The 14,314-nt window shown below is 47.1% G+C and carries 14 protein-coding genes; 9 read left to right on the forward strand and 5 right to left on the reverse strand.

The window, feature by feature from the left end; all coding sequences use genetic code 11:
• Positions 1 to 31 precede the first annotated feature (31 nt).
• On the reverse strand, positions 32 to 562 hold the full coding sequence (locus QWY22_RS08325; RefSeq protein ID WP_300983941.1) for a DNA topology modulation protein: 531 nt from the start codon (positions 560 to 562) through the stop codon (positions 32 to 34).
• A gap of 146 nt (positions 563 to 708) precedes the next feature.
• Positions 709 to 1,689 (reverse strand): 4-hydroxy-3-methylbut-2-enyl diphosphate reductase, encoded by a 981-nt coding sequence (locus QWY22_RS08330; RefSeq protein ID WP_300983943.1) that lies wholly within the window; start codon positions 1,687 to 1,689, stop codon positions 709 to 711.
• A gap of 125 nt (positions 1,690 to 1,814) precedes the next feature.
• Between QWY22_RS08330 and QWY22_RS08335 the strand changes: the two genes are divergently transcribed.
• The 5 genes from QWY22_RS08335 (at position 1,815) to QWY22_RS08355 (ending at position 6,257) form a co-directional block, all read left to right on the forward strand.
• On the forward strand, positions 1,815 to 3,110 hold the full coding sequence (locus QWY22_RS08335) for a DEAD/DEAH box helicase (protein WP_300983945.1): 1,296 nt from the start codon (positions 1,815 to 1,817) through the stop codon (positions 3,108 to 3,110).
• Positions 3,111 to 3,119: 9 nt separating this feature from the next.
• Complete coding sequence (locus QWY22_RS08340) at positions 3,120 to 4,016, forward strand: deoxyribonuclease IV (RefSeq protein WP_300984355.1); 897 nt, start codon at positions 3,120 to 3,122, stop codon at positions 4,014 to 4,016.
• A 213-nt stretch (positions 4,017 to 4,229) separates the two neighbouring features.
• Positions 4,230 to 5,003 carry a metal ABC transporter ATP-binding protein gene (locus QWY22_RS08345; RefSeq protein WP_300983947.1) on the forward strand — a complete coding sequence of 258 codons (774 nt, stop codon included), beginning with the start codon at positions 4,230 to 4,232 and terminating at the stop codon, positions 5,001 to 5,003.
• Positions 4,996 to 5,850, forward strand: a complete 855-nt coding sequence (locus QWY22_RS08350; protein ID WP_300983949.1) for a metal ABC transporter permease — start codon at positions 4,996 to 4,998, stop codon at positions 5,848 to 5,850. Before QWY22_RS08345 ends, QWY22_RS08350 begins: the two co-directional genes overlap by 8 nt.
• Positions 5,847 to 6,257, forward strand: a complete 411-nt coding sequence (locus QWY22_RS08355) for a Fur family transcriptional regulator (protein WP_036809407.1) — start codon at positions 5,847 to 5,849, stop codon at positions 6,255 to 6,257. The genes QWY22_RS08350 and QWY22_RS08355 overlap by 4 nt, the downstream gene beginning before the upstream one ends.
• A gap of 140 nt (positions 6,258 to 6,397) precedes the next feature.
• On the opposite strand, the gene QWY22_RS08360 is transcribed toward QWY22_RS08355, so the two are convergent.
• The 3 genes from QWY22_RS08360 to QWY22_RS08370 all read right to left on the reverse strand — a co-directional run bounded on the left by QWY22_RS08360 (position 6,398) and on the right by QWY22_RS08370 (position 8,779).
• Entirely contained in the window at positions 6,398 to 6,988 is a 591-nt protein-coding gene (locus QWY22_RS08360; RefSeq protein ID WP_300983951.1) for a hypothetical protein, read from the reverse strand.
• 12 nt (positions 6,989 to 7,000) lie between these two features.
• Positions 7,001 to 8,128 (reverse strand): flavodoxin-dependent (E)-4-hydroxy-3-methylbut-2-enyl-diphosphate synthase, encoded by a 1,128-nt coding sequence (ispG, locus tag QWY22_RS08365; RefSeq protein ID WP_036809401.1) that lies wholly within the window; start codon positions 8,126 to 8,128, stop codon positions 7,001 to 7,003.
• Positions 8,129 to 8,260: 132 nt separating this feature from the next.
• Entirely contained in the window at positions 8,261 to 8,779 is a 519-nt protein-coding gene (locus QWY22_RS08370; RefSeq protein ID WP_300983953.1) for a DUF1189 family protein, read from the reverse strand.
• Between the two features lie 170 nt (positions 8,780 to 8,949).
• Between QWY22_RS08370 and QWY22_RS08375 the strand changes: the two genes are divergently transcribed.
• From QWY22_RS08375 to QWY22_RS08390, 4 genes are all read left to right on the forward strand, one after another.
• On the forward strand, positions 8,950 to 10,581 hold the full coding sequence (locus QWY22_RS08375) for a Na/Pi cotransporter family protein (protein ID WP_300984356.1): 1,632 nt from the start codon (positions 8,950 to 8,952) through the stop codon (positions 10,579 to 10,581).
• A gap of 102 nt (positions 10,582 to 10,683) precedes the next feature.
• On the forward strand, positions 10,684 to 11,163 hold the full coding sequence (locus QWY22_RS08380; RefSeq protein ID WP_036809399.1) for a DUF456 domain-containing protein: 480 nt from the start codon (positions 10,684 to 10,686) through the stop codon (positions 11,161 to 11,163).
• A gap of 109 nt (positions 11,164 to 11,272) precedes the next feature.
• Positions 11,273 to 11,881 (forward strand): superoxide dismutase, encoded by a 609-nt coding sequence (locus QWY22_RS08385; RefSeq protein WP_036809395.1) that lies wholly within the window; start codon positions 11,273 to 11,275, stop codon positions 11,879 to 11,881.
• Between the two features lie 108 nt (positions 11,882 to 11,989).
• Positions 11,990 to 14,173, forward strand: coding sequence for a peptidoglycan D,D-transpeptidase FtsI family protein (locus tag QWY22_RS08390; protein ID WP_300983954.1), 2,184 nt, complete (start codon positions 11,990 to 11,992; stop codon positions 14,171 to 14,173).
• Positions 14,174 to 14,314: the final 141 nt, after the last annotated feature.

Below are 14,314 nucleotides of genomic sequence, written 5' to 3' on the forward strand. Positions count from 1 at the left end.
GACAGCCAAATAAAAACGAGAGCCCGAACTATTATGGAATAGTGACGGTGCTCTCGTTTTTTATGTTCTCCAGAAAAAGCTGGGCTTCTTTAGGGGATTTTAAAATAATGATTTCTTTTTGTCCACGGAAGCGCTCGAGTTTTTTTAGGACTTCCGGCCGTTTGTCGGTCGGGTAATCCCATACCCATTTCAAAAAACTGAAGTTGAAGCGTTCTTCGCAGCCGGTCGCCATATCTGGCCGGGGCTGGCGGCGGTGGCGGAATGTACGCAGGATGACGCGGTAAAGGCAAAGGGAACGGGGCATGTCCATAAAAATGATGCAATCGGCTGCCTGCAGCCGGATATCGAGTGTGCCGTTGTAATTGCCGTCAATGATCCACCGGTCTTTTGCGACCAATTGCTGTTGGATAAGTTTTTGCTGGTCTTTTGCAACAGCTTCCCAGTCGGGCTTCCACAAAATCGCATCCAAATGGAAGACGTCAATGGACAGCTTTTCGCCGAGTTTTCTTGAAAGAGTTGATTTGCCAGAGCCTCCGGAACCAATCACGGCAATTTTTTTCATCCTAACCACTCCATATCCAAGATGTAATGTACAGAAAAACCGTGAGACTTATTTAAAAGTTCACGGTTTACTTGTCGCTAGGGGCAGGGACGGTCTTTTTCCACTTGCCTTATTTTAAACCTTATCGGGTGAACGTGACAATGCTTTTATTCACTGACCGGATAAGGTTCAATGCGATCCGAAGGTTTCGGATGCTTGATTTTTGGAAGAATTTTATTAAGCGGTACGCTCCGCGCCAAATCATGGGTAGCTGGATCTTCCGGATCGTACTTGTCCAGGAAGTTCATCACTTCTTTGACGATCGGCGTCGGAGTTGAAGCGCCGGCAGTAATTGCCACAGTCTCAACGCCATCAAGCCATGACAAGTTCAATTCGGAAAGATCCGAAATGCGGTAGGCCGGAGTTCCGGCGATGTCCTGTGACACTTGAGCCAGACGGTTTGAGTTGTTGCTCATCGGATCGCCGATGACAATCAGTAAATCGGCTTCCGTAGCTTGTGTAGCCACGGCTTCCTGGCGCACTTGCGTCGCCAGGCAGATTTCTTTATGGACTTCTGAATGCGGGTATTTTTCTTTTAGCCGCTTCATCATATCGACAACATCCCACTGGCTCATCGTTGTCTGGTTCGTTACGATGATTTTATCCGAAACCAGATCCAGCTGGTTGACGTCTTCCACGGTTTCCACTAAGTGGACCATGTCGGGAGCAACGCCAATGGCGCCTTCCGGTTCCGGGTGTCCGCTTTTTCCGATATAGACGATCTGATAGCCTTCTGCTGTCTTCTCGCGGATTAAATCATGGGTTACAGTCACGTCCGGGCAAGTCGCATCGATTGAAACCAAACCTTTGCGTTTCGCTAGTTCACGCACTTGCGGTGAAACACCGTGTGCTGTAAAAATAACGGTTCCGGTTTCGACTTTCTCCAGAATTTCCAGCCGGTTTTTGCCGTCCAGCGTAATGATACCGTCTTGTTCGAATGCATCCGTTACGTGTTTGTTGTGTACAATCATGCCTAATATATAAATAGGGCGGGGCAAAGTTTCATCCATGGCCGCATTTTTTGCAATGACCATTGCATCTACCACTCCATAGCAATACCCTCTTGGAGATATCTTCATTACTTTCATAACCGCACTCCTTTCAAAAACATACTTTCATTATAACGGAGACGGCGCAGCTTTACAAAAGTTGCAATACGGAAAATGCGATTTCGTGCTATAATGTCAAGAGCATAAGGAGGGGATTCAATCCCATGACAAAATTTAACGAATATAATTTAAAGCCGTTTATACTTGAAGCGGTAGAAAAATTAGGATTTACAGAACCGACGCCAATCCAAAAAGAAATCATGCCTCATATATTGAAAGGCAACTCAGCAATCGGGCAATCCCATACAGGAACAGGGAAGACCCACAGCTTTATCATCCCGATTGCGGAACGCATCGATACAAGCCGCCAAGAAGTACAGGCAGTCATTTGTGCGCCGACTCGTGAACTGGGCACACAAATTTATGCAGAAATGATGAAACTTGTGGAAGGATCCGACATTGAAGTGAAAAGCTTCATTGGCGGAACGGACAAACAGCGGTCGATCAATAAATTGAAAACACAGCCACATATCGTCATCGGTACACCTGGGCGTTTAAGAGATCTAGTAAAAGAAAACGCACTTTTGGTCCATACCAGCAAAATCCTGGTAGTCGATGAAGCAGATCTTGCTTTTGACTTGGGCTTTATCGAAGAAATTGACCAAGTGGCAGGCAAAATGCAGGAGAACTTGGAAATGTACGTTTTCTCTGCAACCATTCCTGAAAAATTAAAGCCGTTCTTGAAAAAATACATGGAGTCACCGGTCCATGTGAAAATCGGCGACAAGCGTCCGACTGCAGACGGCTTAGATTTCTACTTGCTTCCAGCGCGCAGCAAGCGCAAAGTTGAACGCCTGAAAGAAGTAATGGGCATCATCAATCCGTATTTGTGCATCATCTTCGTCAACACGAAGACCAACGCCGATTATGTAGCCGGTGAACTTGGCAAGGCTGGCATCCGCGTCGGCCGCGTCCACGGCGATTTGGCGCCTCGTGAACGCGTGAAAATGATGAAACAGATCCGCGATTTGGAGTACCAGTACATTGTCGCAACCGATTTGGCCGCCCGCGGAATTGATATCCAAGGGGTCAGCCACGTCATCAACTATGAACTTCCGGAAGACCTGGAATTCTTTATCCACCGTGTAGGGCGTACAGCCCGTGCGGGAATGAAAGGCCTGGCCATCACGATTTTCAATCCGGAAGAAGAAGATGCGATTGTCCGCGTTGAGAAAATGGGCATTCCGTTCCAGCAGAAAGACATTGTCAAAGGCGAATTTGTCGACTTGAAAAACCGCCACAGCCGGAAATCCCGCACCAGAACGCCGAATGAAGCAGATGCCAAAGCGAAGACAATGGTCCATAAACCGAAAGCCGTGAAACCGGGCTATAAAAAGAAAATGAAGTGGAAAATGGACGAAATCAAAAAAGTCGAACGCCGCAAAAACCGCAAAAAGTAAGGAGATTTTATCATGTTATTAGGATCACATGTGTCAATGAGCGGCAAGAAAATGCTGCTTGCAGCCAGTGAAGAAGCGAGTTCCTACGGAGCTACTACTTTCATGATTTATACCGGGGCGCCTCAGAACACCCGCCGCAAACCGATTGACGAATTGAACATCGAAGCGGGGCAGGCGCATATGGCAGCGAACAATCTGTCGAATATCGTGGTTCACGCTCCTTATATCATCAATATCGCCAACAGCTTGAAGCCGGACACGTTCGCCCACGGCGTCGAATTTCTGCAAAAGGAAATCGAGCGCACAGCAGCGCTGGGAGCGAAGCAGATCGTCCTTCATCCCGGCGCCCATGTCGGCGGCGGAGTGGAAGTGGGCACAGCGAAAATCATCGAAGGCCTGAACGAAGTGCTGTCACAGGATTATCCGGTGAATATCGCGCTTGAGACCATGGCGGGCAAAGGTACGGAAATCGGCCGCAGCTTCGAGGAAATCGCCGCGATCATCAACGGCGTCACCCATAATGAACGCTTGTCGGTCTGTTTCGACACTTGCCATACCCATGATGCCGGCTACAACGTCAAAGAAGATTTTAACGGCGTCTTGGAGGAATTTGATCGCATCGTCGGCAAGGACCGGATCCAGGTGCTGCACATCAACGACAGCAAAAACGTCTGCGGTGCCGGAAAAGACCGCCACGAAAACATCGGATTCGGGGAAATCGGCTTTGAAGCGTTAAATGGCATCGTCCATCACCCTGATCTGATGCACGTTCCGAAAATCCTGGAAACGCCTTACGTCGGCCTTGATGCCAAAAACAAAAAAGCGCCGTACGCATTTGAAATTGAAATGTTCAAAAACGGCATTTTCACGCCGGGCGTCATCGAAGAACTGAAAACGCCTCTTTAAGAGAGAGACAGAAAAGCCGCAGGTTCGCCTGCGGCTTTTTTATATGTAAGGGAATTTATGCTCCCTAAATTTGATATGTACCAAAACAGCAGTCTTAAGATTATCAGAAGATACTAAATTAAGTCCTATCTATTTACATTCACGTAAGACTCCTCTATACTTTCTTAATGGTTGTAAATCGTAATCATTATTAATTAGAAAAGAGGCGGCTTCATGGACGCGCCATTGATCAACATTAAAGACATCAGTTTTGAATATGAACAAACAAAAGCGCTCGAAAATATCTCGCTGAAAGTGGAAGAAGGAGATTTCCTGGCGATTCTTGGGCCAAATGGCTCCGGCAAATCGACGCTCCTGAAAATTATGCTTGGCTTGATCAAACCGACACAAGGCTCGATAGAATTGTTCGGTGTCGACGCCAAAAACTTCAAGCACCGGGAATGGGTCGGCTACGTGTCGCAAAAATCCAATTCGTTCAACTCCGGTTTTCCGGCAACGGTTGAAGAAGTGGTGGCAGGAGGGCTTGCAAAAAAATCCGGCTTGTTTCATCGCTTGCCGAAAGACTATAAAGCACAAGTCCAACAGGCTTTGGTCTCAGTCGGTATGGAAGCTTTCAGTGGACGCAGCGTCAGCGAATTGTCGGGGGGCCAGCAGCAGCGCATCTTTATCGCACGCGCGCTGGTAGCCAAACCAAAAGTGTTGATCCTGGATGAGCCGACGGTCGGCATTGACCATCAGAATGTCCAGGCGTTCTACAATATGCTGGCCTCGCTCAACCGGGACCAAAACATTACATTGGTTCTCGTAACGCATGACGTCGATACCGTCACAGACAAAATCACGCATGTGGCATGTCTAAACCAGACCATCCATTTCCACGGATTTAAAGACCAGCTCCATACAATGAGCGACGCCCAGCGCGAAGCATGGTATGGCCATTCTGTCCGGAAAATTCACCATATCGGAGGAGTCCATTCCCATGATTGATGCGATATTTACCTATGAATTTTTACAAAATGCGTTTGCTGCCGGCATTATCATCGGCGTTATCGCACCGCTTCTCGGTGTGTTTATCGTTGTCAGGCGCTTGTCGCTGATTGCGGATGCCTTAAGCCATGTCACGCTTGCCGGTATTGCCGGAAGCCTGTATTTAAGCCAGAGCGTAGCGGCTTTTGCGATGCTGAATCCTTTATTTCTTGGGATTGCCGCATCGGTCGGCGGTTCTATCTTGATCGAGCGCTTGCGAAGTTTATACAAGCATTACGAAGAACTGGCGATTCCGATTATCCTATCTGCCGGCATCGGCTTTGGTGCCATTTTCATTTCGTTGGCACAAGGCTTTTCGAATGATTTGTTCGGCTACTTGTTCGGATCGGTTTCTGCGGTCAGCCGGGAAGATCTCTTTATCGTTCTTGGCATTGCCGTCGTCGTACTGCTGTTCATTTTCCTGTTTTTCAAGGAAATGTTCGTGTTGTCTTTTGACGACGAGTATGCGAAAGCTTCCGGTCTGCCTGCAAAATGGATTCATTTCCTGTTCATGATTGTGACGGCGCTTGTCATTGCCGGCTCTATGCGGATCGTTGGGATTCTGTTGGTCTCGTCGCTGATGACCATTCCAGTAGCCGCCGCAATGCGCATATCCAAAAGCTTCAAACAGACTATTTGGCTGTCGATTTTGTTCGGGGAATTTTCCGTGATCTCAGGGCTCATCACCGCATTCTATTTCAATTTGGCACCTGGAGGCACCATTGTTGTGACATCGATTTTATTGCTGTTAATCGTCATTGGCTATAAAAAAGTTTCGGTTTCAATGAAAAAGGGGGCAGTTGCATGAACATCACGAAAGCATGGGACATACTAAAGGAAAATGGCTACAAAGAAACTTCCAAGCGCTCGCAGATATTGGAGCTGTTTGCAGAAGATGACCGCTATCTGACGGCGCGTGATTTGCTTGACGTCATGCAAAAAGATTATCCAAGCATGAGTTTCGATACCGTCTACCGCAATTTGGCCACTTTCGTGTCACTTGGCATATTGGAAGAAACAGAACTGTCGGGCGAACGCCATTTCCGTATGCAATGCGAAAGCGACCATCACCATCATCACTTTATCTGTATGGATTGCGGCAATGTAAAAGAAATTCCGGTATGTCCGATGGATATGATCGGTGCGGCTTTGCCAGCATACCAGATCGCCAACCATAAATTCGAAATTTACGGCACATGCCCGGAATGCCAATAAACAATAAAGCGCCAGCAGAAAATTTTCTGCTGGCGCTTTATCAGTCGCCGGGAAATGGGGAAAGCAAATAAAATGGCCGGACGATATGAATGCATCAAAAAAGCCATCAGCGCATAGGGCGCTGATGGCTTTTCGATGTGTTAGTTGCCGTTTAAGGCATTTTGCAAAGCGAATTCGTTCTTAACCCATTGTTCCGCTTCGAGCCAGTTGTAAACGCGGATGACGTTTTTCGGAATCGGTTCGCGGTTATAAGGGGTGTCGAACAGTAAAACCGGAATATCCAGTTCTTCTGAAATTTCTACAGCATTGTCGTGCTTGTCTTCGAAAAACAAATCCACATTGTGGCGTTTTGCGGTTTCGATTTTTTTGTGTGTGCCGATCAGTTCGATATGGTCATAGGCAATCGCATGTTCCGCAAACCAATCGATCGTGATGTCGCGCACATTTTCGCCTCGTGCCGAGATGAAATACAGTTCATACTGGTCTTTCCATTTGTCGAGGATGTTCTTGGCATTTTCCGAAACCGGGGAAGCGGCATAAATCTTCGCTTCCGAATCGCGGAACCAGTTATAGAACTCGCCTTGCGGCAAATGGGGAAGGGCAGCCGTCAAATCGTATTCTTTTATATCGTCGAGCGTCAATGTACTATTGAATGCTTCATTGATATGAGGAATCAGTGAAGTCGGGGACGTCACAGTTCCATCAATATCGATGCCAAAACGGTATCTCATAGCTTCACAACCTTATGCTTGTTGTTCAAGCGCTTCTTTTTCGGCTTTCTCAGCAGCTTGTTTGTCGAAATACTCTTGTGCGAGCTTATCGATTTCAATTTTCAATTCGTCTACCATTGTTTCTTCAGGGACTTTGCGTACGGTTTTCCCGTGCATGAACAGCAAACCTTCTCCGCGGGCACCGGCAATGCCGATGTCTGCTTCGCGTGCTTCTCCCGGACCGTTAACTGCACAGCCAAGAACTGCTACTTTGATCGGTGCTTTGATATGGGAGATATACTCTTCCACTTCGTTCGCAATGGAGATCAAATCGATTTCGATGCGTCCGCAAGTCGGGCAGGAAATCAAGGTAGCAGCGTTTGAAGACAAGCCGAACACTTTCAACAGTTCGCGCGCCACTTTGACTTCTTCGACAGGGTCAGCACTCAAAGAGATGCGCATGGTGTTGCCGAGGCCTTTTGCCAGCAAGGCGCCAAGGCCAGCCGAACTTTTCACGGTACCGGTGAACAGTGTGCCGGATTCCGTAATCCCCAAGTGAAGCGGGTAGTCGAATGCTTTTGAAGCTTTTTCGTAGGCTTCAATCGCCAGGCTGACGTCCGATGCTTTCATGGAAACGATGATGTCATGGAAGTCGAGGTCTTCAAGAATTTTGATATGATGAAGGGCACTTTCAACCATGCCGTCTGCAGTCGGGTAGCCGTATTTCTCAAGGATTTTGCGTTCCAGTGAACCGGCGTTAACGCCGATGCGGATTGGAATGCCTTTTGCTTTCGCTGCGTTCACGACGGCTTCCACTTTTTCGCGGCGCCCGATATTGCCCGGGTTGATGCGGATTTTGTCGGCGCCTTGCTCGATGGCGATCAACGCCAATTTATAGTCAAAATGGATGTCTACAACAAGAGGGATATTGATGCGTTTTTTGATTTCACCGATTGCATAAGCTGCACGCTCATCCGGGCAAGCGACACGGACAATTTGGCAGCCCGCTTCTTCGAGGCGCAGGATTTCCGCCACTGTCGCTTCTACATCATGTGTTTTTGTTGTCGCCATACTTTGAATGAATAATTCATTGCTTCCGCCTACAGTCAGGTCTCCGACTTTAACAGGGCGTGTTTTCGTACGGTGAATACTTTCACTCATTAAAATTCTCTCCTTTTGGGATAGCTGGTTAAATCTCCAGTTCCCCATTTCTTCAACTAGGACAAATGCTAGCTTGTTCCGTTACCTATAGCCATTTTAGCAGTGTATTACGGGAAAAGACAAGAAGAACGGTCAGGCCGGCTTCTTTTTCGCCGGAGGCTGCTTCGGATAATAATTTGTCGCAAAATGCAGATAAATGATTGTCAGCAAGCCCAGTGCGAAGGTTGCCCACATGGGAACATCAAAAAAACTGAAGGCAAACGACAAAAGTGTCGGAATGGTGACCGCAAGGGCCGTCGTGCGCCATAGATGCCGATACTCGCCTTTGCGTTTTTTCATCTGAATGAAAACAAGGCCTACCAAGGCAAAAAGGCTGATTTTTACAAAGTGATAAAGCGTGGTCGAGACGAATAAAAAGATGAAGGCAAACGGGTACAGGAGCCATTTGATGTCCTCTACGAATTCCAGCAAGCCTTCCGTGTCATTGCCCGTATCGCCAAGGCCCACGGCGAGTTCGGCGAAAGAAACAATCGTCATCAATAAGACCAGCACAAACACATAGCGCAGGATTTTTCCGATGCTCATAATACGGACGGCTGCCTGCTTTCGAGGTTCCATCAAACTGGCTTTAAATAATTGAAATAGGTTCACAGCAATCTTCCTTTCAAGCTATAAGAGTATCGTACCACGCCTCGGCGCTCAAAAAAGGCTGCTTTGTTACGGGATTGTAAATTTTCGTTAAAGGTGTTTACAAGCTCTTATTAAAGTCTTCATAATAGGTTAGGTGTGAAATCGTATATATTAGGAGATGAATGATAATCGTGGAAACGAACTGGCAAGAAATGCTCTTTACCTTCTTTGGCGGATTAGGGATTTTCCTATTCTCAATCAAGTATATGGGAGATGCCTTGCAAAAAGCTGCAGGCGATAAACTGCGCGGCATTTTGGACCGCTTTACGACCAACCCGTTCATGGGGGTGCTCGTCGGTATTGCCGTAACTGTGCTGATCCAATCAAGTTCCGGTACGACCGTTATTGTTGTAGGCCTGGTAAGTGCAGGATTTATGACCTTGCGCCAAGCCATCGGCGTAATCATGGGTGCGAACATCGGGACAACCATTACAGCGTTCATCATTGGGCTGGACGTTGGTGCATATGCCTTGCCGATTATGGCGCTTGGAGCAGTTCTGATTTTCTTCTTCAAGAAAAACCAGATCCAAAATATGGGGCAAGTAATTTTCGGGTTCGGCGGCTTGTTCTTCGGGCTTGAACTGATGAGCGACGGCATGAAGCCGCTCCGCGAATCCGCATCGTTTATTGACCTGACCATCAGCTTGAGCGATATGCCGATTCTGGGCGTAGTTGTCGGAACTGTGTTTACATTAATCGTCCAAAGTTCCAGTGCAACAGTAGCCATTTTGCAGGGTCTTTATGCTGAAAACATTTTAACGCTTGGTGCTTCTTTGCCGGTTTTGTTCGGCGATAACATTGGGACGACCATTACAGCGGTTCTGGCAGCGCTGGGCGCTTCGATTGCAGCAAAGCGTGCCGCAGCGGTACATGTACTCTTTAACGTGCTGGGGACCATTATCTTTATGATTCTGTTAACTCCGTTCACGATGTACGTTGAATGGATTTCTGGAGTACTGAATTTAGAGCCGAAAATGCAGATTGCATTTGCCCACGGTACGTTTAACGTAGTCAACACCATCATCCAGTTCCCGTTGATCGGGGCTTGGGCATACCTGGTGACACGCGTTATTCCGGGGCAAGATGTAACGATTGAATTCAAACCGAAGCACCTGGATGTCCACTTTATCGAACAATCGCCTTCGATTGCGCTTGGACAGGCAAAAGAAGAAGTGCTTCGCATGGGCCATTTTGCGGTACAAGGGCTACAGGAAACTTATGAATATTTGAAAACAAAGAGCAAAAAAGATGCCGAAATGGGCTACCAGCTGGAAGATGCCATCAACAACTTGGATCAGAAAATCACCGACTACTTGGTGTTGATTTCAGCAGAATCCCTTTCGGCAGCGGATTCCACGCGCCACACGATGTTGATGGAAACTGTGCGCGACATTGAACGCATCGGCGACCATTTTGAAAACATCATTGAATTGATCGACTACCAGGAAAACAACCGGGTGAAAATCACGGAAGATGCGATGGCAGATTTGGCTGAAATGTTTACATTGACCATTGCAACCGTTGAGAAAGCATTGAATGCGCTGGATACGAACAGCCATGAACTGGCAAGGGAAGTAGCCGAGCAGGAAGATTTGATCGACAAAATGGAACGCAAATTCCGGAAAAAACATATTTTGCGTTTGAATGAAGGCCAGTGCTCCGCTCAGGCAGGAATTGTCTTTGTGGACATTGTCAGCAACTTGGAACGGATCGGCGACCATTCCGTGAACATCGCTGAAGCGATTCTTGGAAACCGCTCGTAACAAAAAAGTTTATACAGTTCTAAACCACTCTCTTTCATCGCTTTACATTTTTTTAAATGTAGGGCACGATGATAGAGAGTTTTTTATTTAGGAGGCTGAAAAATGGAAGTGATTGGCTGGATACTTATTGTCTTGTTTTTTATCATCGGTTTTGTCGGCCTGGTTTACCCCATCATCCCAGCAGTGCTGTTTATATTCGGCGGTTTTCTGATTTATGGGCTGTTTTTTGATTTTAGTGACTTGCCCTGGTGGTTCTGGCTGATCCAAACGCTGTTTGTCATTCTGCTGTTTGGAGCGGATGCCCTTGCCAATGCATTCGGCGTCAAAAAATTCGGCGGCTCTAAAGCCGGTTTGTGGGGAAGCACCATTGGGCTGATTATCGGGCCGTTCGTCATTCCGATTGCAGGAATTTTGGTAGGGCCGTTTTTAGGGGCCATCATCGCAGAACTGATTTTCAACCGGTCGAGCCTGAAACAATCGATTCGTTCCGGCATTGGGTCGGTGGTCGGGTTTATCACATCGGTCTTCACAAAAGGAATCATCCAAATCGTGATGGTCGCGTTGTTCTTTTTCCTTGTTTAATCAGCCTTTAGGCTGATTCGCTCTAAAAGCCGTGCATTTTAATTGTAAGGTTTTGAAAACTTTGTTACGCTAAGAAAGTAGAACAATAGACTCAAGGAGGAATTTGATTATGGCTTATGAATTACCAGAATTACCTTACGCGTATGACGCACTTGAACCACACATCGACAAAGAAACGATGAACATTCACCACACGAAACACCACAACACATATGTAACAAACGTAAACGCGGCATTAGAAGGCCACGAAGACCTTGCATCAAAATCAGTTGAAGAATTGATTTCTGATTTGCAGGCAGTACCGGAAGACATCCGTACAGCAGTACGCAACAACGGCGGCGGACACGCTAACCACTCGTTGTTCTGGCAGCTGCTGACGCCAAACGGCACCGGCGCTCCTTCAGGCGAACTTGCAGAAGCAATCGATGCAAAGTTCGGCAGCTTTGACGAGTTCAAGACAAAATTCGAAAACGCAGGCAAAACACGTTTCGGTTCTGGCTGGGCTTGGCTAGTGGTAAACAATGGCGAGCTGGAAGTAACTTCAACAGCTAACCAGGACTCTCCATTGATGGACGGCCAAACGCCGATCCTCGGTGTAGACGTTTGGGAGCACGCTTACTACTTGAAATACCAAAACAAACGCCCTGACTATCTTGCAGCTTTCTGGAATGTAGTCAACTGGGAAGAAGTTTCAAAACGCTTCACAGCTGCTAAATAATTATCATAAATTGAAACTTTGCACACACTTTTTCGTCTGAAAAAGTGTGTGTTTTTTTTGTTTCGATGATATACTAACAAAGTAATTTTGGCGGAAGGAGTGCAAACAATGAATACCCCTCAGAAAAGACGTGTTTCGCTTGCAAGGGCGAAACTGAAGTCACATACCGTCTTTCGGATGAATGTCCTCTTTTTCTCCATTTTTCTGCTGTTTTCCGTCCTGATCCTGCGCCTCGGCTACCTTCAAATTGTCAAAGGGGAAGATTTTACCCGGGCATTGGCGAGAACCGAAGAAGTACCGGTGAATACGAGCGTGCCTAGAGGCCGGATTTTTGATAGCGAAGGCCGCGTACAGGTAGACAACAACCCTGTCAACGCGATTACATATACGAAAATGCAGACCACAAAAAGAGAAGAGATGCTGACAGTGGCATCCGAATTGGCAAAATTGATCCAAAAAGAAACCGACCGGGTAACCCTGCGCGACAAGCAGGATTTCTATATTTTGCTCCACGGCGAAGAAGCGGCAGCAAAAGTGACTGATAAAGAGAAGCAAGCCATTGAAAACGAAAACATCCAGGAAAAAGAAAAACAGCGCAAACTGGATGCACTGATCCGTGAAAAAATCACCGAAAAAGAATTGAACAGCCTGACGGCAGAAGAACTGGAGATTCTGGCGATTTACAGGGAAATGACCTCCGGCTATGCGTTGTCTCCTCAAATCATCAAAAATGAAGGAGTCACCGATGAAGAATTTGCACGTGTTTCCGAGCGCTTGACTGATCCAAAGCTAAAAGGCATCAATACTGTGACCGATTGGAAGCGCGTAAAATCAACTGAACTGACAATCCTTGGCAGTACAACCACTCCGGACCAGGGAATCCCGGCAAGCAAACTGGATTATTACTTGGCCCGGGATTATTCCCGCAATGATCGTGTCGGCACGAGTTTTTTGGAAGAACAATACGAAGAAGTGCTGCAAGGGCAAAAATCGGTTGTTAAAAACATTACCGATGGACGAGGCCGGGTAGTGGATACGGTTCCTGTCGATGAAGGCAAGCCAGGAAAAGACCTGGTGCTGACGATTGACAGTGAAATCCAGAGCGCCATGGAAAAAATCGTCGAAGACAAATTGCTGGCATTAAAGCGCGGTCCGAATTCGCAGCTGGTGAAAGACGCATATCTCGTCATGATGAATCCGCGGAACGGGGAAATCATTTCCCTGGTCGGCAAACGCCTTGGCGAAGACCGGGACGGCAAAACCGTCGTCAATGACTATGCATTCGGCGCTTTTACGGCAAGCCATGAAATGGGATCGACAGTAAAAGGGGCAACTTTGCTTACAGGCTATTCGCAAGATGCCGTTGAGCTGAATGAAGTCATGATCGATGAACCATTGAAATTCGCATCATCAACACAAAAAAATTCGATTTTTAATACACGTTTGTTCAACCGCATCCCAATGAGCGACCTGCAGGCCATCGAGCGCTCCTCGAACGTGTATATGTTTAAAATTGCACTTCGCATTGCTGGTGCTACGTATCAGTACAACCGCGGTTTGCGGGTGCCGGTAGAAAGTTTTACGACGATGCGTAAATCCTATGCCCAATTCGGCCTTGGCGTCAAAACCGGCATTGATTTGCCGAATGAAGCAACCGGATATGCCGGCGGCTCTGCTAATGGCTATTCGTTATTGGACATGGCGATCGGGCAGTATGATACGTATACGCCGCTGCAATTGGCGCAATATATTTCCACCATCGCGAATAACGGCTACCGGATGCAGCCGCATCTGGTAAAAGAAATCCGCCAACCATCTATAGATGGAAGAAATCTTGGACCGATTGAAACAACTGTCGAGCCGAAGGTCCTGAACCGCATCAATAACACACAAGAAGAAATCAACCAGGTCAAAGAAGGCATGCGGCGCGTGTATACGGGTGCCCAAGGTTCTGCGCGAGCCTATTTCCAGGATGCCCCTTACACTGCTGCCGGTAAAACGGGAACTGCAGAAGTGCAGTTTTATGAAAAAGACCACCCGTTGAACGGGGAATCTTCCATCAATATTGCGCATATCGGATTTGCGCCATTTGAAAATCCGGAAATTGCTTATGCGGTTGTTATTCCGTACGTGACAACGGATTATAAAAATGTGCCAAAAGCGAATAACGAAATCGCACGTGCGGCAGCCGACAAGTATTTCGAGCTGACTAAGTCACGAGTGAACGATTCAACAAGTGAAATCCTGCCGCCTTACACTGCAATTGAAGTGGAAGAAGGGGCAGGGCAATGAAAAAACGGAAGCCATTAGCGGCTTCCGTTTTTTATTTGGCTTTTTTCTAGTACTTAAGTTTGTTTAAGTGTCTGAAACGGTGGATTCGAAGCATAGTTAAAGGCCAAACGCCGCAACTGAAGGGATAAAAGATACCCGGCT

Origin of the sequence: Planococcus liqunii (genome assembly GCF_030413595.1) — a bacterium.
Classification (GTDB): domain Bacteria; phylum Bacillota; class Bacilli; order Bacillales_A; family Planococcaceae; genus Planococcus; species Planococcus liqunii.

Bases quoted from the DNA above. Each gene is read 5' to 3' on its own strand.
- QWY22_RS08325 (WP_300983941.1), bottom strand. From the start codon at position 562: ATGAAAAAAATTGCCGTGATTGGTTCCGGAGGCTCTGGCAAATCAACT.
- QWY22_RS08330 (WP_300983943.1), bottom strand. From the start codon at position 1,689: ATGAAAGTAATGAAGATATCTCCAAGAGGGTATTGCTATGGAGTGGTA.
- QWY22_RS08335 (WP_300983945.1), top strand. From the start codon at position 1,815: ATGACAAAATTTAACGAATATAATTTAAAGCCGTTTATACTTGAAGCG.
- QWY22_RS08345 (WP_300983947.1), top strand. From the start codon at position 4,230: ATGGACGCGCCATTGATCAACATTAAAGACATCAGTTTTGAATATGAA.
- QWY22_RS08350 (WP_300983949.1), top strand. From the start codon at position 4,996: ATGATTGATGCGATATTTACCTATGAATTTTTACAAAATGCGTTTGCT.
- QWY22_RS08355 (WP_036809407.1), top strand. From the start codon at position 5,847: ATGAACATCACGAAAGCATGGGACATACTAAAGGAAAATGGCTACAAA.
- QWY22_RS08360 (WP_300983951.1), bottom strand. From the start codon at position 6,988: ATGAGATACCGTTTTGGCATCGATATTGATGGAACTGTGACGTCCCCG.
- ispG (WP_036809401.1), bottom strand. From the start codon at position 8,128: ATGAGTGAAAGTATTCACCGTACGAAAACACGCCCTGTTAAAGTCGGA.
- QWY22_RS08380 (WP_036809399.1), top strand. From the start codon at position 10,684: ATGGAAGTGATTGGCTGGATACTTATTGTCTTGTTTTTTATCATCGGT.
- QWY22_RS08385 (WP_036809395.1), top strand. From the start codon at position 11,273: ATGGCTTATGAATTACCAGAATTACCTTACGCGTATGACGCACTTGAA.
- QWY22_RS08390 (WP_300983954.1), top strand. From the start codon at position 11,990: ATGAATACCCCTCAGAAAAGACGTGTTTCGCTTGCAAGGGCGAAACTG.